Source organism: Chromobacterium sp. (assembly GCF_041912965.1).
GTDB lineage: Bacteria > Pseudomonadota > Gammaproteobacteria > Burkholderiales > Chromobacteriaceae > Chromobacterium > Chromobacterium aquaticum.
Genome location: NZ_JAYSGF010000002.1, coordinates 39,820 through 59,382, shown reverse-complemented (window position 1 = coordinate 59,382; position 19,563 = coordinate 39,820). Strand labels below are relative to the sequence as shown.

At 63.9% G+C, this 19,563-nt stretch carries 21 protein-coding genes; 18 read left to right on the top strand and 3 right to left on the bottom strand.

Features of this window, described 5'->3' with window-relative positions:
• Positions 1 to 10 precede the first annotated feature (10 nt).
• The 3 genes from ilvB to ilvC are packed head-to-tail and all read left to right on the top strand — an operon-like array spanning position 11 to position 3,356.
• Entirely contained in the window at positions 11 to 1,777 is a 1,767-nt protein-coding gene (gene ilvB / locus ACE3QM_RS01390) for a biosynthetic-type acetolactate synthase large subunit (protein ID WP_048407994.1), read from the top strand.
• 11 nt (positions 1,778 to 1,788) lie between these two features.
• A complete protein-coding gene (gene ilvN / locus ACE3QM_RS01385; RefSeq protein ID WP_019101853.1) occupies positions 1,789 to 2,280 on the top strand; it encodes an acetolactate synthase small subunit in 492 nt (163 codons plus the stop codon).
• A 59-nt stretch (positions 2,281 to 2,339) separates the two neighbouring features.
• Positions 2,340 to 3,356 (top strand): ketol-acid reductoisomerase, encoded by a 1,017-nt coding sequence (gene ilvC, locus ACE3QM_RS01380; protein ID WP_048407995.1) that lies wholly within the window; start codon positions 2,340 to 2,342, stop codon positions 3,354 to 3,356.
• Positions 3,357 to 3,430: 74 nt separating this feature from the next.
• On the opposite strand, the gene ACE3QM_RS01375 is transcribed toward ilvC, so the two are convergent.
• Both ACE3QM_RS01375 and asd read right to left on the bottom strand, forming a co-directional pair.
• On the bottom strand, positions 3,431 to 4,108 hold the full coding sequence (locus ACE3QM_RS01375; RefSeq protein WP_374419692.1) for a transaldolase family protein: 678 nt from the start codon (positions 4,106 to 4,108) through the stop codon (positions 3,431 to 3,433).
• Between the two features lie 52 nt (positions 4,109 to 4,160).
• Entirely contained in the window at positions 4,161 to 5,003 is an 843-nt protein-coding gene (gene asd / locus ACE3QM_RS01370; RefSeq protein WP_374419690.1) for an archaetidylserine decarboxylase, read from the bottom strand.
• A 235-nt stretch (positions 5,004 to 5,238) separates the two neighbouring features.
• Between asd and ACE3QM_RS01365 the strand changes: the two genes are divergently transcribed.
• The 7 genes from ACE3QM_RS01365 (at position 5,239) to ACE3QM_RS01335 (ending at position 12,575) form a co-directional block, all read left to right on the top strand.
• Positions 5,239 to 7,047, top strand: a complete 1,809-nt coding sequence (locus tag ACE3QM_RS01365; protein ID WP_374419688.1) for a 2-isopropylmalate synthase — start codon at positions 5,239 to 5,241, stop codon at positions 7,045 to 7,047.
• A 300-nt stretch (positions 7,048 to 7,347) separates the two neighbouring features.
• Positions 7,348 to 7,986 carry a dethiobiotin synthase gene (bioD, locus tag ACE3QM_RS01360; protein ID WP_231462279.1) on the top strand — a complete coding sequence of 213 codons (639 nt, stop codon included), beginning with the start codon at positions 7,348 to 7,350 and terminating at the stop codon, positions 7,984 to 7,986.
• A 186-nt stretch (positions 7,987 to 8,172) separates the two neighbouring features.
• Entirely contained in the window at positions 8,173 to 9,276 is a 1,104-nt protein-coding gene (gene coxB, locus ACE3QM_RS01355) for a cytochrome c oxidase subunit II (protein ID WP_374419685.1), read from the top strand.
• 38 nt (positions 9,277 to 9,314) lie between these two features.
• Entirely contained in the window at positions 9,315 to 10,952 is a 1,638-nt protein-coding gene (ctaD, locus tag ACE3QM_RS01350; protein WP_231462281.1) for a cytochrome c oxidase subunit I, read from the top strand.
• 10 nt (positions 10,953 to 10,962) lie between these two features.
• Positions 10,963 to 11,517 carry a cytochrome c oxidase assembly protein gene (locus ACE3QM_RS01345; protein WP_374419683.1) on the top strand — a complete coding sequence of 185 codons (555 nt, stop codon included), beginning with the start codon at positions 10,963 to 10,965 and terminating at the stop codon, positions 11,515 to 11,517.
• Positions 11,514 to 11,690 carry a DUF2970 domain-containing protein gene (locus ACE3QM_RS01340; protein ID WP_081544914.1) on the top strand — a complete coding sequence of 59 codons (177 nt, stop codon included), beginning with the start codon at positions 11,514 to 11,516 and terminating at the stop codon, positions 11,688 to 11,690. The genes ACE3QM_RS01345 and ACE3QM_RS01340 overlap by 4 nt, the downstream gene beginning before the upstream one ends.
• Positions 11,691 to 11,711: 21 nt before the next feature.
• The gene (locus ACE3QM_RS01335; protein ID WP_374419681.1) at positions 11,712 to 12,575 is read left to right on the top strand and encodes a cytochrome c oxidase subunit 3; all 864 of its coding nucleotides are present in this window, start codon (positions 11,712 to 11,714) and stop codon (positions 12,573 to 12,575) included.
• A 78-nt stretch (positions 12,576 to 12,653) separates the two neighbouring features.
• On the opposite strand, the gene ACE3QM_RS01330 is transcribed toward ACE3QM_RS01335, so the two are convergent.
• Entirely contained in the window at positions 12,654 to 12,851 is a 198-nt protein-coding gene (locus ACE3QM_RS01330) for a DUF2909 family protein (protein WP_048408003.1), read from the bottom strand.
• 85 nt (positions 12,852 to 12,936) lie between these two features.
• On the opposite strand from ACE3QM_RS01330, the gene ACE3QM_RS01325 reads away from it, so the two are divergent.
• The 8 genes from ACE3QM_RS01325 to hisD all read left to right on the top strand — a co-directional run bounded on the left by ACE3QM_RS01325 (position 12,937) and on the right by hisD (position 19,487).
• Positions 12,937 to 13,560 (top strand): SURF1 family protein, encoded by a 624-nt coding sequence (locus ACE3QM_RS01325; RefSeq protein ID WP_231462284.1) that lies wholly within the window; start codon positions 12,937 to 12,939, stop codon positions 13,558 to 13,560.
• Positions 13,557 to 14,075, top strand: coding sequence for a hypothetical protein (locus ACE3QM_RS01320; RefSeq protein ID WP_374419679.1), 519 nt, complete (start codon positions 13,557 to 13,559; stop codon positions 14,073 to 14,075). Before ACE3QM_RS01325 ends, ACE3QM_RS01320 begins: the two co-directional genes overlap by 4 nt.
• A gap of 74 nt (positions 14,076 to 14,149) precedes the next feature.
• Entirely contained in the window at positions 14,150 to 15,166 is a 1,017-nt protein-coding gene (locus ACE3QM_RS01315) for a heme A synthase (protein ID WP_374419677.1), read from the top strand.
• A gap of 24 nt (positions 15,167 to 15,190) precedes the next feature.
• Positions 15,191 to 16,090, top strand: a complete 900-nt coding sequence (locus ACE3QM_RS01310; RefSeq protein WP_048408006.1) for a heme o synthase — start codon at positions 15,191 to 15,193, stop codon at positions 16,088 to 16,090.
• Positions 16,090 to 16,677 (top strand): SCO family protein, encoded by a 588-nt coding sequence (locus ACE3QM_RS01305; RefSeq protein WP_231462288.1) that lies wholly within the window; start codon positions 16,090 to 16,092, stop codon positions 16,675 to 16,677. The genes ACE3QM_RS01310 and ACE3QM_RS01305 overlap by 1 nt, the downstream gene beginning before the upstream one ends.
• 93 nt (positions 16,678 to 16,770) lie before the next feature.
• Complete coding sequence (locus ACE3QM_RS01300; RefSeq protein WP_231462290.1) at positions 16,771 to 17,487, top strand: flagellar brake protein; 717 nt, start codon at positions 16,771 to 16,773, stop codon at positions 17,485 to 17,487.
• 54 nt (positions 17,488 to 17,541) lie between these two features.
• Positions 17,542 to 18,183 (top strand): ATP phosphoribosyltransferase, encoded by a 642-nt coding sequence (hisG, locus tag ACE3QM_RS01295; protein WP_048408009.1) that lies wholly within the window; start codon positions 17,542 to 17,544, stop codon positions 18,181 to 18,183.
• Between the two features lie 11 nt (positions 18,184 to 18,194).
• Positions 18,195 to 19,487 carry a histidinol dehydrogenase gene (gene hisD, locus ACE3QM_RS01290; protein ID WP_374419674.1) on the top strand — a complete coding sequence of 431 codons (1,293 nt, stop codon included), beginning with the start codon at positions 18,195 to 18,197 and terminating at the stop codon, positions 19,485 to 19,487.
• The last annotated feature ends 76 nt before the right edge of the window (positions 19,488 to 19,563 follow it).

The following is a 19,563-nucleotide window of genomic DNA, read 5'->3' as shown; positions in this document are numbered from 1 at the left end:
AAGAGGCGATATGCAGATATCGGGCGCGGAAGCGGTTGTCCGCTGCCTGCAGGAAGAAGGTGTCGAATTCGTTTTCGGCTACCCCGGCGGCGCGGTGCTGGAAATCTACGATGCCATTTTCCGGCAGGACAAATTCAAACATGTGCTGGTCAGGCACGAGCAGGCGGCGGTGCATGCCGCCGATGCCTACTCCCGTTCCAGCGACAAGGTGGGCGTGGCCCTGGTCACCTCCGGCCCCGGCGCGACCAATGCCGTGACCGGCATTGCCACCGCCTATATGGACTCCATCCCCATGGTGGTGCTGTCCGGCCAGGTGCCGTCTCCGGCCATCGGCCTGGACGCCTTCCAGGAAGTGGACATGGTGGGCATCACCCGCCCGTGCGTGAAGCACAACTTCCTGGTCAAGGATGTGAACGAGATCGCCGCCACCATCAAAAAGGCGTTCTACATCGCCAAGACCGGCCGTCCCGGCCCGGTGGTGGTGGACATCCCCAAGGACATCACCCAGCAGCGCACGGAATTCCAATACCCGGAAAGCGTGCATATCCGCTCCTACGTGCCGGCTACCCGCGGCCACCCGGGGCAGATCAAGAAAGCGGTGAACCTGCTGTTGGAAGCCAAGCGCCCCTTTATTTACGTGGGCGGCGGCGCGGTGCAGGGCAATGCCGCCGGCGAAGTGACCGAACTGGTCAAATCGCTGGGCCTGCCGTGTACCAACACCCTGATGGGCCTGGGCGCCTATCCGGGTTCCGATCCGCAGTTCCTCGGCATGCTGGGCATGCACGGCACTTATGAAGCCAATATGGCGATGCAGTACTGTGACGTATTGGTGGCCATAGGCGCGCGTTTCGACGATCGCGTGATCAGCGTGCCCTCGCACTTCCTCAGCCAGCCGAAGAAGATCATCCACATCGACGTGGACCCGTCCTCCATCTCCAAGCGGGTGAAGGCGGACATTCCCATCGTCGGCGACGTCAAGCATGTGCTGAAAGACATGCTGGACCTGCTGAAGCAATCCGGCCAGAAGCCGGACGCTCAAGCCTTGGCCGGCTGGTGGAAACAGATCGAAGAATGGCGCGGCCACAACTGTCTGCTGTACACCCCGTCCAGCGAGCTGATCAAGCCGCAATTCGTGGTGGAGCAGCTGTACGAGATCACCGGCGGCAAGGCCATCGTCACGTCCGACGTGGGCCAGCACCAGATGTGGGCGGCGCAGTACTACAAGTTCGACAGCCCCAAGCAGTGGCTGAACTCCGGTGGCCTTGGCACCATGGGCTTCGGCCTGCCGGCGGCGATGGGCGCGCAATTGGCCAATCCGGACGCCACCGTCGCCTGCATCACCGGCGAGGGCTCGATCCAGATGAATATCCAGGAGCTGTCCACCTGCAAGCAATACCACACCCCGGTGAAGGTGCTGGCGCTGAACAACCGCTATCTGGGCATGGTGCGCCAGTGGCAGCAGTTCTTCTATGGCACGCGTTACTCCGAATCCTATATGGACGCCTTGCCGGACTTCGTCAAAATCGCCGAGGCTTACGGCCATGTCGGCTTCAAGGTGGAAAACCCCGCCGATGTGGAGCCGGTGCTGAAGGAGGCGTTCAGCCAGAAGCTGAAAGAACGCCTGGTGTTCCTGGATTTCCGTACCGATCAGTCCGAGAACGTGTTCCCGATGGTGCAGAATGGCAAGGGTCTGGACCAGATGGACCTGCCCGCGCACATGAGCGAGGTGCAGAACGTGCCTTTCGAGAACAACCGTGACTACGGCAATATGTGTTGAGGCCAGCCGGTATGCGACATATCCTATCCATTCTTCTGGAAAACGAAGCGGGCGCATTGTCCCGCGTGGTGGGTCTGTTTTCGGCCCGTGCCTACAACATCGATTCGCTGACAGTGTCCACGACCGAGGACCCGACGCTGTCGCGCATGACTATCGTCACTCACGGTTCCGACGAAGTCATCGAGCAGATCACCAAGCAGCTCAACAAGCTGATCGAGGTGGTCAAGGTGATAGACCTCAATGAATCCGAGCACATCGAGCGCGAGCTGATGCTGATCAAGGTCCGCGCCACCGGCAAGGACCGCGAGGAGATGAAGCGCATGGCCGACATCTTCCGCGGACGCATCATCGACGTGACGGAAAAGACTTACACCATCGAGCTGACCGGTACGAGCGAAAAGCTCGGCGCCTTCATCGAGGCGGTGGACCGCACAGTGATCCTGGAAACGGTCCGTACCGGCGCATCCGGCATTGGTCGGGGTGAGCGGGTTCTGAAAATCTGAAGCAGGCGGGCGCCGGCCCAGGGCCGGGCCGCCTAAACAAACGAAATCAAGGATTGCAAATGAAAGTTTTCTACGACAAAGACGCTGACCTCTCCATCATCAAGGGCAAGAAAGTCGCCATCATCGGCTACGGTTCCCAGGGCCATGCCCATGCGCAGAACCTGAAAGACTCCGGCGTGGACGTCGTGGTGGGCCTGCGCAAGGACGGCGCGTCCTGGAAGAAGGCGGAAGCGGCTGGCCACAAGGTCAAGGAAGTGGCCGAGGCGGTGAAGAAGGCCGACGTGGTGATGATTCTGCTGCCGGACGAATCGCAGCCGGACGTCTACGGCAAGGACATCGCCCCCAATCTGAAGAAGGGCGCGGCGCTGGCCTTCGCTCACGGCTTCAACATCCATTACAACCAGATCGTGCCGCCGGCCGACGTCGACGTGATCATGGTGGCGCCGAAAGGCCCGGGCCACACCGTGCGCTCCGAATACCTGAAGGGCGGCGGCGTGCCGACGCTGATCGCGGTTTACCAGGACAAGTCCGGCAAGGCGCGCGACGTGGCATTGTCCTACGCCGCGGCCAACGGCGGCACCAAGGGCGGCGTGATCGAGACCAATTTCCGCGAGGAAACCGAGACCGATCTGTTCGGCGAGCAGGCGGTGTTGTGTGGCGGCGCGGTGGAACTGGTCAAGGCCGGCTTCGAAACCCTGGTGGAAGCCGGCTATGCGCCGGAAATGGCTTACTTCGAGTGCCTGCACGAACTGAAGCTGATCGTCGACCTGATGTACGAAGGCGGCATCGCCAATATGAACTACTCGATCTCCAATAACGCGGAGTACGGCGAGTACGTGACCGGCCCGGAAGTGGTGACCTCGGCCACCAAGGACGCGATGAAGAAGGCGCTGTATCGCATCCAGTCCGGCGAATACGCCAAGATGTTCATCCTGGAAGGCAAGACCAACTATCCGAGCATGACCGCGCGTCGTCGTCTGACCGCCGATCACCCGATCGAGAAAGTGGGCGCCGAACTGCGCGCGATGATGCCGTGGATCGCCAAGAACAAGCTGGTGGACCAGTCCAAGAACTGATGGCCGTTGGCCGCAGCCGCAATGACGAAGCCGGGCGCGCAGCCCGGCTTTTTTACGTTTGCGCCCAAGGGCGCTTATGCGGCGGAGAACAGCGCCGACCCGGCGGCGAGCGGGTTCGCGCTCCAGGCGCTGTCGAAGCGCTGCAGCGCCGCGTCCAGTTCCGGACTGGAGGCGAACAGCAGCCGATAGGTGTCGGCCGGCAAGGTGGCGGCGCCAATGCCGGCGCGCGCGCATTGCATGAACTGCTCCGCCGACTTTACAGCGGCGCCCATGATCACCGTGGGCTGGCCATAGCGATCGAGAATCTGCTGCGACTCCCGCAGCAATAGGGCGGCATCCCGGCCGGCTTGTTCGATGCGGTTGATATAGGGCGCGGCGTAGCGCACGCCCAGTTGGCCGGCCAGCACGATCTGGCGCGATTCGAAAATGGCGGTGGCCAGCGTGGGAATGCCCTCGCGCTCCAGCGTGGCCATGGTTTGAAAGCCTGCTCCGACGGCGGGAACCTTGACGACGATGCGTCCGCTCTTGGCGGCCAGCCGGCGCGCCTGCAGCAACTGGACGGCGGGATCCGCGCTGGTGACCTGTACCGCCAGCAGGCCGGGTTGCAGGTCCAGCAACGCGTCCAGCACTTCCTCTACCGGCCGTTCCGCGGCGGCGAGTATCGACGGATTGGTGGTCACGCCGGCGAGCACGCCCAACTGGCGGGCGTGGCGGATGGTGGTGAAATCTATGGTGTCCAGCCAGATCTGCATGCCGCTCCCCTTCTCATCGTTGCCGGGCGGCGGCGCCGTCCGGCGGTGTCGCTCAATCGGCCATCGCCTCGCCCAGCCGCACCGGCTTGGCCGCGTGCCAGCCGGCGTCGAAACTCAGCGGCCCGGCCGGGAACAGCAGCACCACGGTGGAGCCGAGCAGGAAGCGCCCCATCTCCTCGCCCCTGGCCAGGCGGATGTCCTGATCGCGGTAATCCCACAGGCAGACCTCGGCGCGGCGCGGCGGATTGACGACGCCATGCCAGACGGTGGCCATGCTGCCGACGATGGTGGCGCCCACCAGCACCATGACGAAGGGCTGGCCGTCCTCGTCTTCGAAGTTGCAGACCACGCGCTCATTGCGCGCGAACAGGCGGTCCACGCCGCGGGCGGTGGCGGGGTTCACCGAGTACAGCTCGCCCGGCACATAGCGCATGTCCAGCAAACGGCCGGCGCAGGGCATGTGGATGCGGTGATAGTCGCGCGGGCTCAGATAGATGGTGGCGAAGTGGCCATCGTCGAAACGGCGCGCCAGCGTGGCATCTCCGGCCAGTAGCGCGGTACTGGAATAGCTGCGGCCCTTGGCCTGAAAAATCTGCTCGCGCTCGATGCGGCCGAACTGGCTGATGGCGCCGTCCACCGGGCAAATCAGGCGCGCAGCCGCCAGCGGGCGCGCGTCGGCGCGCAAGGCGCGGGTGAAGAAGGCGTTGAAGCTGGCGTAGGCGGCGGGGTCGCTGGCGGCGGCTTCGCTCATGTCCACCTGATAGCGGGCGATGAAGCGGCGAATGATCCATTGGGTCAGGGCGCCGGCTTCCCAGTTGGCGATGCAGCCGGCGAACTGGGTCATGGCCAGTTTGGGCATCAGGTGTTGCAACAGCACGAACAGGCGTTCGGACACTGGTTTGTCCTCGATCGATCTGACTAAACCCTAGATTATAACCGATCTGCCGGCGCCGAATCGGGTGTCCACTGCCTATAATTTGAGCATGTTACGGCTTAAAATAGACAATTTGTCTGATATTTTATGCTTGGACATGAGGTGTGACGTTTTAATCACAGTTTTCAATGCGCAAATTTGACTTTGTGTCCTGCTTGCCGGTAGGCTGGATCAAAATTTGCTGCGGGAGCACATGATGCAATTGGACATTGAACGCTTGATTGCGGACTTCGGCGGGCCGGGACAGCTGGCCGAGGACCTGAATCGCTTGTTCGCCGATGAGCCGGTGACCCGGGCGGCGATATACAAATGGAGAGAACGCGGCAGCCTGCCGCTGGCCCAGCTCAACAAGCTGGCCGGCCTGGCGGTGAGCCAGGGAAAACGCTTCGATTTCAACGATTATCTGATCGGCGTCGGGACAGGCGCGGAAATTGCAACGCAGGGACCAGGGAGAAACAGCAAGATGGGCAATCGTCTTTATATATTCGACACCACCTTGCGCGATGGCGAACAATCGCCGGGCGCATCGATGAGCAAGGAAGAGAAGATCCGGATTGCGCGTCAGTTGGAGCGGCTGGGCGTGGACATCATCGAAGCCGGCTTCGCCGCGGCAAGCCCGGGCGACGCCGATGCCATCCGCGCGATTGCCGAAGTGATCAAGGATTCCACCGTCTGTAGCCTGGCGCGCGCCAACGAGCGCGATGTGCGCGCCGCCGGCGAGGCGATCAAGCCGGCCGCGCGCGGCCGCATCCACACCTTCATCGCCACCAGCCCCATCCATATGGAAAAGAAGCTGCGCATGAGCCCGGACGAAGTGGTGGCGGCGGCGGTGGAAGCGGTGACCATAGCCCGCGAATACACCGACGATGTCGAGTTCTCTGCCGAAGACGCGCTGCGCTCGGACATCAACTTCCTGGCGCGCATTTTCGGCGAAGTGATCAAGGCCGGCGCCACCACGCTGAACGTGCCGGATACCGTAGGCTACGCGGTGCCTTTCGCCACCGAGGCCTTCTTCCGCGAACTGATCGCCAAGACGCCGGGCGGCGACCAGGTGACCTGGTCCACGCACTGCCACAATGACCTGGGCATGGCGGTGGCCAATAGCCTGGCCGCGGTGCTGGGCGGCGCGCGCCAAGTGGAGTGCACCATCAACGGCCTGGGCGAGCGCGCCGGCAACGCCAGCCTGGAGGAAGTGGTGATGGCGGTGCGCACCCGCAAGGATATTTTCGGGCTGGAAACCGGCATCGACGCCACCCAGATCGTGCCGGCCTCCAAGCTGGTTTCCACGGTGACCGGCTACCCGGTGCAGCCCAACAAGGCCATCGTCGGCGCCAACGCTTTCGCCCACGAATCCGGCATTCATCAGGACGGCGTGCTCAAGCACCGCGAAACCTACGAAATCATGTCCGCCGAATCGGTGGGCTGGAGCACCAACCGGCTGACGCTGGGCAAGTTGTCCGGCCGCAACGCTTTCAAGACCAAGCTGGTCGAACTGGGCATCGTGCTGGACAGCGAAGAAGCGCTGAATGCCGCCTTCGCCCGCTTCAAGGAATTGGCGGACCGCAAGCGCGAGATTTTCGACGAAGACCTGCACGCGCTGGTGTCGGACGAACTGAGCTCCAGCCGTGAAGAGGAATACAAGCTGGTGTCCTTGAAGATCGCCACCGAAACCGGCGAAGCGCCAGTGGCCTCCATCGTGTTCCTGGCGCATGGCGAAGAGCGTCGCGCCCAGTCCAGCGGCTCCGGCCCGGTGGACGCCGCCTTCAAGGCGATTGAGAGCGTGGCGGACAGCGGCGCGGAACTGGAACTGTATTCGGTGAACGCCATCACCAAGGGCACCGAATCCCAGGGCGAAGTGACGGTGCGCCTGGCGCTCGACGGCCGCATCGTCAGCGGTCAGGGCGCCGACACCGACATCATCGTGTCCTCGGCCAAGGCGTATCTGTCGGCCTTGAACAAATTGATGAACCAGGAGCAAAGGCTGAACGCACAAGCGCTGGTATGAGGTTTTCCGGTCGCGGTGGTCAGCGCGGCGCGTCGTCGACAAGGTTTTCCATCCCGTCCTTGTCGGCGCGCAGTCAGCGTTAGACCGCCCGGCCCAGGGGGTTCACTTTATCGATTGTGAAGTCCATCAGGCCCACAAGGCCGCCCCATTTGGCCCCGGCTCACAAGGCCGCGCGGCGGATCGCCGACCCAAGAGGTCGGCGTCGTTGCGCGGCGGAGCCGGGGTTTTTTGCGTTTTACGCGCGGCCGGGGCGGCGCTAGACTGCCAGCTCTCAACTTAAATCCATGACGGAAAACGCCCATGTCCGCAGCCTTCTTCATCACCGGCACCGACACCGAAATCGGCAAGACCCATGTCGCCGTGCAATTGATCCGTCAATGGCAGGCCGAAGGCAAGCGCGTGCTGGCGATGAAGCCGGTGGCCTCAGGCTGCGAGTTGCTGGCGGACGGCAGTTGGTGGAACGACGATGTGGCGCGGCTGACCGCAGCCACCGGCCAGTCCGATCTGGAGCTGATGAATCCCTACCGGTTCTTGCCGCCGGTGTCGCCGCATATCGCAGCGAGCGAGGCCGGCGTGGAAATTCGGCTGGACGTGATCGTCGACCATTATCAGCAATTGGCCGCCAGCGCCGACGTGGTGGTGGTGGAAGCGGCGGGCGGCTGGATGGCGCCGCTGTCCGATAGGCTGTTCATGGCCGATATGGCCAAGGCCTTGCAATTGCCGGTGATTCTGGTGGTGGGCATGCGGCTGGGCTGCATCAATCACGCCTTGCTGACCGCGCGCGCGGTGCTGGACGCCGGCCTGCCGCTGGCCGGCTGGGTGGCCAATCGAGTGGTGCCGCAGCAACAGGCTTACGAACAGAATCTGGAAACCCTACAGCGGCATATGCCGGCGCCGCTATTGCTGGAAGTGCCCTATCAGGCCGGCGAATCCAGCTGAGCCGCCGGTGCGCGGCAGCGCGCGCCGCGACTTGCATCTGTAATATTTTATTGCGTTGCCGCAAGACATTTTCTTGTTTTCCTTGACCTTTTTTTCTAGCATGCGATTAACCGGCCGTCAGAACAGACCGGACTAGTCTGCGTTTTTCATGTCAGTCGAGGATTTCAAGGGGGGCTTATGTCCTGTATGCGCGTCCTTTGCTGTTTGCTGCCGATTTCCTGCGCGTCAGCGGCCGAGCTGAACCTGCAAACCCCCGTCACACCCATTGCGCGCCAGCAGTACGATCTGCACACCATGCTGCTGATCATCACCGGCGTGATCTTCGCGCTGGTGTTCCTGGTGATGCTCTACGCCATCGTTCGCCATCGCAAGGCCGCCGGCCATCAGGCCAAGCACTTCCATGAAAACACCACGGTGGAAATCATCTGGACGGTGATCCCGCTGCTGATCCTGATCGGCATGGCCTGGCCGGCCACCAAGGTGGTGTTGTCGCAGAAAAGCACGCGCGGCGAGGACATGACCATCAAGGTCACCGGCTATCAATGGAAGTGGCGCTACGACTATCTGGACGACAGTTTCGGCTTCATGAGCCATCTGTCCACGCCGCGCGAGGCCATCGCCAACGCCGCGGCCAAGCCGACCAACTATCTGCTGGAAGTGGACGAGCCGCTGGTGGTGCCCACCGGCAAGAAAGTCCGGCTGCTGCTGACCGCCAACGATGTGATCCACTCCTGGTGGGTGCCGCAGCTGGGCGTCAAACAGGATGCGATTCCCGGCTTCCTGCGCGACAGCTGGTTCCGCATCGACAAGCCCGGCACCTATCGCGGCCAGTGTTCCGAGTTGTGCGGCAAGGACCACGGCTACATGCCCATCGTGGTGGAAGCCAAGGCGCCAGAGGATTACGCCAAGTGGCTGGAAGCCAAGAAAAAACAGATGGCCGCGGCGGCGGATGATCCCAACAAGGTGTGGACGCTGGCCGACTTGAAAGCCCGCGGCGAAAAAGTCTATGCCCAGAACTGCGTCGCCTGCCACCAGGCCAACGGCAAGGGCCTGCCCGGTGCCTTCCCTGCCTTGGACGGCTCCAAGATAGCCACCGCCGACAAGCCGGCGCACATCCACATCGTGCTGTTCGGCAGCCAGAAAAACCCGGCGATGCAAGCCTGGGGCAAGCAGCTGTCCGATACCGACATCGCCGCGGTGATCACCTATGAGCGCAATGCCTGGGGCAATCACACCGGTGAAATGGTACAGCCCAAAGAGATCAAGGCGGCCCGCGGCGCCACCGGCTGAGCCCGGCGCTGAAGGCGGACCCTCGCAAGGAGAGCGATATGGCAATTGTCGACGACGCCGGCCATGCCGGCCACGCGCCGGAGCATCATGAACGCCCGCGCGGCATCATGCGCTGGCTGGCGGCCACCAACCACAAGGACATCGGTTCGATGTATCTGTGGTTCTCCTTCACCATGTTCCTGTCCGGCGGGGTGATGGCGCTGTGCATCCGCGCCGAGCTGTTCCAGCCCGGCCTGCAGTTCTTCCAGCCGGAGCTGTTCAATCAATTCACCACCCTGCACGGCCTGATCATGGTATTCGGCGCCATCATGCCGGCCTTTACCGGCCTGGCCAACTGGATGCTGCCGTTGATGATAGGCGCGCCAGACATGGCCTTCGCGCGCATGAACAACTGGAGCTTCTGGCTGCTGCCGCCGGCGGCCTTGCTGCTGCTGCTGTCCTTCATCGTGCCCGGCGGCGCCGCCGCGGCCGGCTGGACGCTGTACGCGCCCTTGTCCACCCAGATGGGCATGGGCATGGACATGACCATCTTCGCCATCCACATCATGGGCGTCAGCTCCATCATGGGGTCGATCAACATCATCGTCACCATCCTCAATCTGCGCGCGCCGGGCATGACCATGATGAAGATGCCGATGTTCGCCTGGGCCTCGCTGATCACCGCCTACCTGATCATCGCGGTGATGCCGGTGCTGGCCGGGGTGGTCACCATGGTGCTGACCGACCGCCATTTCGGCACCCATTTCTTCAATGCCGCCGGCGGCGGCGATCCCATCCTGTACCAGCACGTGTTCTGGTTCTTCGGTCATCCCGAGGTCTACATCATGGCCTTGCCGGCTTTCGGCATCATCAGCCAGGTGATCCCGACCTTCGCCCGCAAGCCCTTGTTCGGCTACACCTCCATGGTTTACGCCACCTCCAGCATCGGCGTGTTGTCCTTCATGGTGTGGGCGCACCATATGTTCGCCACCGGCATGCCGGCCACCGCCCAGCTGTTCTTCATGTACGCGACCATGCTGATCGCGGTGCCCACCGGGGTCAAAGTGTTCAACTGGGTGGCCACCATGTGGCAGGGCAGCATGACGTTTGAAACGCCGATGCTGTTCGCCATCGGCTTCATCCTGCTGTTCACCATAGGCGGACTGTCCGGCGTCACCCTCAGCGTGGCGGCGGTGGATATCCAGCTGCACGCCAGCTACTACGTGGTCGCCCACTTTCATTACGTGCTGGTGGCCGGAGCGCTGTTCAGCCTGTTCTCCGCCATCTATTACTGGTTTCCCAAGATGACGGGCAAGATGTACCACGAGGGCCTGGGCAAGCTGCACTTCTGGTGGTCCTTGCTGTGGTTCAACGTCACCTTCTTTCCCATGCACTTCCTTGGCCTGGCCGGCATGCCGCGGCGGATTCCCGACTACGCGCTGCAATTCACCGAGTTCAACCAGATCGCCAGCATCGGCGCCTTCATGTTCGGCTTCGGTCAATTGATCTTCCTGTTCAACATCCTGCGCTCGCTGCGCCACGGCAAACCGGCGCCGCAACTGCCGTGGGAGGACGCCAATACGCTGGAATGGACGATTCCGACCCCGGCGCCCTACCACAGCTTCGTCGAAGCGCCGCAGCTGGAAGTGATAGAGAACGGCGTGGTGGTGTCCAGCCGCGGCGGCGAGCACCACTGAGACCGATGCGATGGAAGCCGCCGCCAAACAGAGCCGCAGCAACCGCCAGCTGATGAAGAAGCTGGCGGTGGTGGCGCTGCTGATGTTCGTCTTCGCCTGGGGGCTGATCCCGCTATACCGCGTGGTGTGCGAAGTCACCGGTCTCAATAACGTGGTCAAGGCCGATAGCCTGGACGAGTCCGCGCCGGCCACGGCGGCGGCGCACGATGTGGAAATGACTTTCGATGCCACGGTGCAGGCCGGCCTGCCGTGGCAGGTGCGGCCCTTGCAGACTCGGCTCAAGGTGAAGCCCGGCCAGTTCGTGCAGGTGGAATATGAAATCACCAATGCCAGCGGCCAGCGGGTTGTGGGGCAGGCGATTCCGCGTTACCTGCCGGCGGCGGCGGCTGAGTATGTGAAGAAGCTGGAATGCTTCTGCTTCCGCCAACAGGCGTTCGCGCCGGGCGAAACCCGGCGTTTTCCGGTGGTATTCGTCGTAGACAAGCGTTTGCCGGCCTCGATAGACAGCATCACGCTGGCCTATACCGTATTCGATGTGCCGGGCAACGCGGGAGCCGGTTCATGAGGGCATGGCAAGGAGTGTTGGCGGTGCTGTCCGCCTTTTTCGGCGTGCGCCGCAAGGCGGACGCGCGCGAGGACAGCAAGCTGTCGCCGCTGCAGCTGATATTGACCGCGCTGTTGTTGGCGGCCACTTTTATTGGAGTGTTGCTATTGGTGGTGCGGCTGGCCACGTCCTAATCGGTGTGCGGGGAGAACGCAATGACGACAGCGAATGAGCAGGAGCAGACGCATTATTTCGTGCCACAGCCATCGCGCTGGCCGGCGGTGGGCGCGGTGGCGTTGTTTTGCCTGGGATTGGGCGCGGCTTTCGCCGTCAATGGCCAGCCGCTGGGCAAGCTATCGCTGGGCGTGGGCGCGCTGATCTTGATCTATATGCTGTTCGGCTGGTTCGGCGATGTGATCCGCGAAAGCCGGCATGGCGATTACCAAGGCAAGGAGGACATGTCCTTCCGCTGGGGCATGGGCTGGTTCATCTTCTCGGAAGTGATGTTCTTCGGTGCCTTTTTCGGCGCCTTGTACTGGGTGCGGGTGGTATCGGTGCCGACCTTGGGCGAAATGGACTACAAGATACTGTACCCGGACTTCGACCCCTCCTGGCCGCTGGCCACCGGGCCCGGCATCACCAAACCCTACCAGGCGATGGGCGCCTGGGGCCTGCCGGCCTTGAATACCTTGATCCTGCTGAGTTCCGGCGCGATGGTGACCTGGGCGCATTGGGCATTGCTGCAGGGCAAGCGGCAGCAGTTGAAGCTGGGCCTGCTGTTGACCGTGCTGCTGGGTAGCTTGTTCCTGTGCCTGCAACTGTTCGAATACGGCCATGCGATGTCGGAGCTGAACCTGACCCTGGCCTCGGGCGCCTACGGCATGACCTTCTTCATGCTGACCGGCTTCCACGGCCTGCATGTGCTGCTGGGCACCATCATCCTGGGCGTGGTCTGGCTGCGGGTGATGCGCGGACATTTTGACGGCCAGCACCATTTCGCCTTCGAGGCGGCGGCTTGGTATTGGCACTTCGTCGACGTGGTGTGGCTGTTGCTGTTCGTTTTCGTCTACTGGTTGTGAGAGACAGCTTAGCTATCTGCCGCGCGGCGGCAGAACCAAAGGCCAGGGGCCGCCGCCGGACGGGGGCGGCCGCTTCGGCTAAGCTTGGTGAGGACGCCACCAACCAAACAGCGCGCCCAGCAGCAAGAGCAGGAACAGGCCGATGGACAGGCCTATGCGCAGAGTGAGGGAACGAACCAGACGTTGAGAGCCCTGATCGGACTTCAGCAAGCCGGTCAGACCCCAGAACAGAGCGAGCAAGATGCAGGCGAGCAAGAACAGGATGACAAATTTCATCGCGCAATCCCCCGGTCGATTGGATCGTCAGTCTTCAGCTTTAAAGTCTAGCGGCAAACGCTTGGCTTGGCTGTGTTTATTGCTCATGGCCTTGCTGCCCTTCCTGTTGGCGGCATGGCAATGGCAGCGCGCGCAGGAAAAGGCCGAGTTGCTGCGCTCGCTGACCAGCGCCATCGGCGTGCAACCGGTCAGCCTGCTCTACCGCGAGGCCAGCCCGCAGCCGGAGTTCACCCGGGTGGCGCTGCCGGACGCGCATCCGGCCGGACCGGTGCTGCAGCTGGAAAACAGCTATCTGGGCGAGGTCAAGGGGCGGCGGGTATTGCAGCCATGGCGGCTCAGCGACGGCGCGATGGCCCTGGTGGACCTGGGCTGGCTGGCCGACGGCGTGACGCTGCCCGCCATCGACCCGCAGGCGCTGACCTTGCGCGGCCATTGGATGCCCTTGCCGCGCCATTTCGTGCTGCCCGGCGCGGTGGCCGGCATCCAGGGGCGAGTCGATTCCATCGATATGACCGCGCTGCGCCAGCGCTACTCCGGTCCCTGGCATCAGGGCGTGGTGGTATTGGAGCATTCGCAGGATCCGCTGCGGCATTGGCCGGTGCTGCCGGAGTTCATGCCGGAACGCCATTACGCCTATGCGGCGCAATGGCTATTGCTGGGCCTGCTGCTGCTCTTGTCCTTGTATTCACTGAGGAGGCGTTCCCAATGACGCAGGTGGAGGTGTCGCCGACGGCGCGTCGCGGCCGGCTGAAGCTGTTGTTGATGGCGGCGATCTGCCTGGCGCCGGTGCTGGCCTCCTGGGCGGTGTACCGGCTGATGCCGCCGCAGGGTGGCAAGAGCTACGGTCAGTTGCTGCCGACCCGGCCGTTCGTGCTGACCGGCGCGCAAGGCTGGCCGCGCGGCAAATGGGTGCTGGCGGCCAGGATAGAGCCGGGCTGCCAGGCGCGCTGCCAGCAGCGCTTTTTCGCGATGCGCCAGATCCAGATCGCGCAGGGCGAGGCCGCCGGCCGGCTGACCCGGCTGGGTTGGCAGGACCAGGCGCTGCACGAGGATGTGGACGCCACCCACATCGTGCAAACCGTGCAGACGGACGTCGACGATGGCGGCTATTACCTGGTGGACCCGCTGGGCAACCAGGTCTTGTTCTACCCCGATGCCGCCGACCCCAAGAAAGTGATACAGGAAATCGGCCGGGTGCTGAAAACCAATAACGGCATCGGTTGAGTCCATTCTGTCGCGGCGCACGCGCGGTTCGCGACATTCGCAGTTTGTTGGCCGCTCGACAAGGGGAGCGCAGCATGAGGCGACTGATCTGGCTGGCATTCATCCTGGCATGCGTGGTCGTGCCTTTCGGCGCCTATGTGCGCCTGTCCGACGCCGGGCTGGGCTGCCCGGACTGGCCGGGATGTTACGGCCAGATTTCTCCGCACCACGCCGCCGCTGAAATCCTGCAGCAGCACGCACAGAACCCTGACGGACCGGTCAGCCTGGGCAAGGCCTGGCGGGAAATGGGGCATCGCTACCTGGCCGGCGCGCTGGGTTTGCTGATCGTCGCCATCGGCTGGCAGGCGTGGCGGCGCAAATACCATCGCCGCGCGGCCGGCGCCTTGTTGGCGGTGGTGTTGCTGCAGGGCTTGCTGGGCATGTGGACGGTGACCTTGCTGCTGAAACCGGCCATCGTCACCCTGCATCTATTGGGCGGCGCATCGGTGCTGCTGTTGCTGGCCTGGCTGGCGCTGTCGCCGCGGCTGCCGCCTTTGGCCGCGCCGGCGCCGCTGGCCTGGCTGGCGCGCGCGCTGGCGTTGGCGGTGGCATTGCAGCTGGCTCTGGGCGGCTGGGTGTCCACCAATTACGCGGCGCTGGCCTGTCAGGGTTTTCCCGCCTGCAATGGCGAATGGTGGCCGCAGATGCGCTTCGAACACGCTTTCCATCTATTCCGCGCGCTGGGCGAAGCACCTGACGGCAGTCCGCTGGCAGTGGGCAATCTGGTGGCCATCCACTGGCTGCACCGGCTGGGGGCCCTGTTGGTGGCCGCGCTGTGCCTGAGCGTGGTGCGCGCCGGCTGGCGGCTGCCGGCGCTGCGCGGCCACCTGTGTTGCTTGCTGGCGGCGCTGTCGCTGCAGATCGGGCTGGGCATCGCCAATGTGTTGCTGGCGCTGCCCTTGCCGGTGGCGGTGCTGCACAATGCCGGCGCCGCTTGTTTATTGCTGCTCAGCAGCTTGCTGGCCTGGCGGCTGCGCCCGCTGGCACGGCAGGCGCGGGCGGTGGAGCAGCCGTTGCTGCGCGCGGCCAAGGATGGCCGCGAATGGGTTTGAACGCCGGATGGCAAAGGGGAAAGCATGGACGCAATAGAGCTTAGGCAGGCGCGCCAGCATGCGCTGGCCCTGCTGCTGCTGGCCAAGCCCAGGGTGGTGGGGCTGATCGTGTTTTGCGCGGTGATCGGCATGTTTCTGGCGGGGCCGGGCTGGCCGGACCCGGCGCGCTTGCTGCCGGCCACCGCCGGCATCGCGCTGGTGGCTGGCGCGGCGGCGATGATCAATTGCCTGGTGGAGCGCTCGGTGGACGTCAATATGCGTCGCACCGCCTGGCGTGCCACCGCGCGCGGCGAAGCCGGCGTCGGCGAAACCCTGGTCATCGCGCTGACCGCCGGCGGCATCGGCATGGCCTTGCTGGCAGGCCTGGTCAATGCGCTGACCGCCTGGCTGACGCTGGCGACCTTCGTCGGCTACGCCATCGTCTACACCCTGCTGCTCAAGCCCAATACGCCGCAGAACATCGTGATCGGCGGCGCCAGCGGCGCGATGCCGCCGGTGTTGGGCTGGGCGGCGATGACCGGCGAGGTGCACGCGTTCGCGCTGGTGCTGTTCCTGATCATCTACGCGTGGACGCCGCCGCATTTCTGGGCGCTGGCGCTGTACCGCCGCGACGACTATGCCCGCGCTGGCCTGCCCATGCTGCCGGTGACTCACGGCCAGCGCTTCACCACGCTGTCGATTCTGCTGTACTCGCTGCTGCTGTCGGCGGTGACCTTGCTGCCGGTGGCGATGGGGATGTCGGGCTGGTTCTATCTGCTGGCGGCGCTGGCCCTGGACGCGCGGCTGGTGTTTCTTGCCGTGCGCCTGCATCGTCAGTATGCTGACGCTTTGGCCCGCCGCACGTTTGCTTGGTCGATCTGGTATCTGACCTGGCTATTCGCGGCTCTGCTGATAGACCATTACTGGCTGATACCCGTTTCCTGATGCGCAAATTGATAAAACTCGCCGGCTGGCTGCTGCTGCCGCTGTGGCTGGCCGCCTGCTCGCCGGAAGAACCCAAACTGGACCTGAAAGGCACCGATGTCGCCGGCGCGTCCATCGGCGGCGATTTCACCTTGACCGATCACCAAGGCCAGCGCCGTAGCCTGTCCCAGTACCAGGGCAAGGTGGTGGCGCTGTTCTTCGGCTACACCCATTGCCCGGACGTGTGCCCGACCACCATGCTGGAATACGCGGCCGCGGTGAAGCAGTTGGGCGATAAGGCCGGCGAGGTGCAGGTGCTGTTCGTCAGCATCGATCCCGAGCGCGATACGCCGCAGGTGCTGGCCGGCTATGTGCCGCATTTCAATCGCAGCTTCGTCGGCCTGACCGGCACGGCCGGCGAGGTGGAGCAAATCAAGAACCAGTACAAGATCGTTGCCCAGCGCGTCAGCCAGCCGGGCGGCGGCTATAGCGTGGATCACAGCGCCGGCTCCTATTTGCTGGACAAGAAGGGCCGCTTGCGGGTGTTTGAGGCCTATGGCACGCCGTCGGCGAGCTTGGCTCATGATATTGGCCAGTTGTTACGCTAAACTTGGGCTATCGGAAACTGACGCAGACATGAAAGTCGGATCAAAGTGAGCAACGACCATAACGCTGGCGCAACATCCGGCTCGCAGCCATCGTTGGACCTCGCCAAATACACGCTGTCCACGTCGGTGGAGATCGCCCATCATCTGGCTGGCATCGCCAAGAACGGCCACATGGTGACGGTGTTTTCCAATAAGGGAAAAACCTTCATCCTGACCCGTTTCCTGGAAGTGGACCACAAGGCCGGCACCCTGGTGTTCGACTGGGGCGCGGACCCGGAGACCAATGAACACTTGCTGGCCAGCGAGCGCAACGTCTTCGTCTGTTCGCCGGAAGGGGTCAAGACCCAGTTCGTCACCGGCCAGGTGCGGCGCATAGACTGGGACGGCCAGCCGGCGTTCCAGGCCGACCTGCCCGAGCAAGTGATCAAGCTGCAGCGCCGCGAGTTTTTCCGCATCCAGACGCCGGTGGCCAACCCGGTGATCTGCCATGTGGCCGATTATCCGCACAAACCGGCGGACCTGATCCTATTCGACATCAGCCTGGGCGGCGTCAGCATGTGGCTGCCGCAGGCCGGCACGCCCGGCTTCGAGATCGGCCAGCAATACCAGCGCTGCACGCTGGACCTGAAACCGCTGGGCGCATTGCATCTCGGCCTGGAGGTCAGGCATAGGCTGGCCGCCAAGCTGCGCAACGGCAACGAGGCGGTGCGCATCGGCTGCTCCTACCTGGGGCTAACCCCGGCGCTGGAAACGCAGATCCAGCGCTATGTCGGCCTGCTGGAGCGCGAACGCCGCGCGCTGGTGGGCTAGCCCGACGCCTAAGCTCTGTTTTCATTCCGATTTTCATTCTTGCCGCAAGACACCATGAAGCTGACTATTGCCCTGTCCAAAGGGCGCATCTTTGAAGAAACCCTGCCTCTGCTGGCCGCCGCCGGCATCATTCCGGCGGAGGACCCCGAAGCCTCGCGCAAGCTGATCATCGGCACCAACCATCCGGGCGTGCAACTGGTGATCGTGCGCGCATCCGATGTGCCGACCTATGTCCAGTACGGCGCGGCCGATCTGGGCATCGCCGGCCGCGACGTGCTGATCGAGCACGGCGGCGCCGGCCTGTACCAACCGCTGGATCTGAATATCGCCAAGTGCAAGATGATGGTGGCGGTGCAGAATGGCTTTGACTACGAGGCAGCGGTGCGCCGCGGCGCGCGCTTGAAGATCGCCACCAAGTACCCGCAGATCGCGCGCGAACACTTCGCCCGCAAGGGCGTGCACGTCGATATCATCAAGCTCTACGGCTCGATGGAACTGGCGCCGCTGGTCGGCCTGGCCGACGCCATTGTCGACCTGGTGTCCACCGGTGGCACGCTGCGCGCCAATGATCTGTGCGCGGTCGAGCACATCGTCGACATCAGTTCGCGGCTGGTGGTCAACCAGGCCGCGCTCAAGCTCAAACACGACGTGATCCAGCCGGTGCTGGACGCATTCGCCGGCGCCGTGCCGGCCTGAGGTCTGTCCCCATGCTGAAACTGTCCTCCTCCCAAGCCGATTTCACCGTCCGCCTGCAGGCGCTGCTGGCCTTTGAAACCGCGCAGGACCCGGCTGTCGACGCTGCCGTCGCCGCCATCTGCGACGACGTCAAGGCGCGCGGCGACGCCGCGGTGATCGATTACACCAACCGATTCGACCGCATGCGCGCCGCGTCCATGGCCGACTTGACGCTGTCGCGGGGGCAACTGGAAGCCGCCTTCCACCGGCTGAGCGACCCGGTGCGCCACGCGCTGAGCACCGCCGCGGAGCGGGTGCGCCGCTATCACGAAAAGCAGTTGGCGCATTCCTGGAGCTACCAGGACGAGGACGGTACCCTGCTGGGCCAGCAAGTGACGCCGCTGGACCGCGTCGGCATCTATGTGCCGGGCGGCAAGGCCGCCTATCCCAGCTCGGTGTTGATGAACGCGATGCCGGCCAAGGTGGCCGGCGTCGGCGAAATCATCATGGTGGTGCCGACGCCGGACGGCGAGCGCAACGATCTGGTGCTGGCCGCCGCCTACATCGCCGGCGTGGACAAGGTGTTCACCTGTGGCGGCGCGCAAGCGGTGGCGGCGCTGGCCTACGGCACCGAGACCGTGCCCCAGGTCGATAAAATCACTGGGCCGGGCAATGCCTATGTCGCCGCGGCCAAGCGCCGCGTGTTCGGCGTGGTCGGTATCGACATGGTGGCTGGTCCGTCCGAGATCCTGGTGATCTGCGACGGCGACACCCCGCCGGATTGGGTGGCGATGGACCTGTTCAGCCAGGCGGAGCACGATGAAATCGCCCAGGCCATCTTGTTGTGCCCATCGGCGGACTATATCGCCGAGGTCGAGGCCAGCATCGCCAAGCTGCTGCCGCAGATGCCGCGTCGCGCCATCATCGAGGCCAGCCTCGGCAATCGCGGCGCGCTGATCCAGGTTGGTGACCTGGCCGAAGCCTGCGAGATCGCCAACTACATCGCGCCCGAGCATCTGGAGCTGTCGGTGGCGAACCCGGACGAATTGCTGCCGCTGATCCGTCACGCCGGCGCCATCTTCATGGGACGCTTCACTTCGGAAAGCCTGGGCGACTACTGCGCCGGCCCCAATCATGTGCTGCCCACCAGCCGCACCGCGCGCTTCGCCAGCCCGTTGGGCGTCTATGATTTCCAGAAGCGCAGCAGCCTGATCCGGGTGTCCCAGGCCGGCGCGCAGTCGCTGGGCCAGGTCGCCAGCCTGTTGGCCCATGGTGAAGGCCTGAGCGCGCACGCGCGCGCGGCCGAGTTGCGGCTGGACGCCTAGCCTAGGGAGCAAAGCGCGGTCGTATCGCTTAAGCTGGGAAGATAACCGGAGAATGCGATGCTCAGCCTGCCACGTA

Coding starts and splice junctions, on each gene's coding strand:
- hisD (WP_374419674.1), top strand. CDS start 18,195: ATGCTGAAACTGTCCTCCTCCCAAGCCGATTTCACCGTCCGCCTGCAG.
- ilvN (WP_019101853.1), top strand. CDS start 1,789: ATGCGACATATCCTATCCATTCTTCTGGAAAACGAAGCGGGCGCATTG.
- ACE3QM_RS01365 (WP_374419688.1), top strand. CDS start 5,239: ATGCAATTGGACATTGAACGCTTGATTGCGGACTTCGGCGGGCCGGGA.
- hisG (WP_048408009.1), top strand. CDS start 17,542: ATGAAGCTGACTATTGCCCTGTCCAAAGGGCGCATCTTTGAAGAAACC.
- ilvC (WP_048407995.1), top strand. CDS start 2,340: ATGAAAGTTTTCTACGACAAAGACGCTGACCTCTCCATCATCAAGGGC.
- ilvB (WP_048407994.1), top strand. CDS start 11: ATGCAGATATCGGGCGCGGAAGCGGTTGTCCGCTGCCTGCAGGAAGAA.
- ACE3QM_RS01340 (WP_081544914.1), top strand. CDS start 11,514: ATGAGGGCATGGCAAGGAGTGTTGGCGGTGCTGTCCGCCTTTTTCGGC.
- ACE3QM_RS01320 (WP_374419679.1), top strand. CDS start 13,557: ATGACGCAGGTGGAGGTGTCGCCGACGGCGCGTCGCGGCCGGCTGAAG.
- bioD (WP_231462279.1), top strand. CDS start 7,348: ATGTCCGCAGCCTTCTTCATCACCGGCACCGACACCGAAATCGGCAAG.
- ACE3QM_RS01345 (WP_374419683.1), top strand. CDS start 10,963: ATGGAAGCCGCCGCCAAACAGAGCCGCAGCAACCGCCAGCTGATGAAG.
- ACE3QM_RS01335 (WP_374419681.1), top strand. CDS start 11,712: ATGACGACAGCGAATGAGCAGGAGCAGACGCATTATTTCGTGCCACAG.
- ACE3QM_RS01305 (WP_231462288.1), top strand. CDS start 16,090: ATGCGCAAATTGATAAAACTCGCCGGCTGGCTGCTGCTGCCGCTGTGG.
- ACE3QM_RS01325 (WP_231462284.1), top strand. CDS start 12,937: ATGGCCTTGCTGCCCTTCCTGTTGGCGGCATGGCAATGGCAGCGCGCG.
- ACE3QM_RS01310 (WP_048408006.1), top strand. CDS start 15,191: ATGGACGCAATAGAGCTTAGGCAGGCGCGCCAGCATGCGCTGGCCCTG.
- coxB (WP_374419685.1), top strand. CDS start 8,173: ATGCGCGTCCTTTGCTGTTTGCTGCCGATTTCCTGCGCGTCAGCGGCC.
- ACE3QM_RS01330 (WP_048408003.1), bottom strand. CDS start 12,851: ATGAAATTTGTCATCCTGTTCTTGCTCGCCTGCATCTTGCTCGCTCTG.
- ctaD (WP_231462281.1), top strand. CDS start 9,315: ATGGCAATTGTCGACGACGCCGGCCATGCCGGCCACGCGCCGGAGCAT.
- ACE3QM_RS01315 (WP_374419677.1), top strand. CDS start 14,150: ATGAGGCGACTGATCTGGCTGGCATTCATCCTGGCATGCGTGGTCGTG.
- ACE3QM_RS01375 (WP_374419692.1), bottom strand. CDS start 4,108: ATGCAGATCTGGCTGGACACCATAGATTTCACCACCATCCGCCACGCC.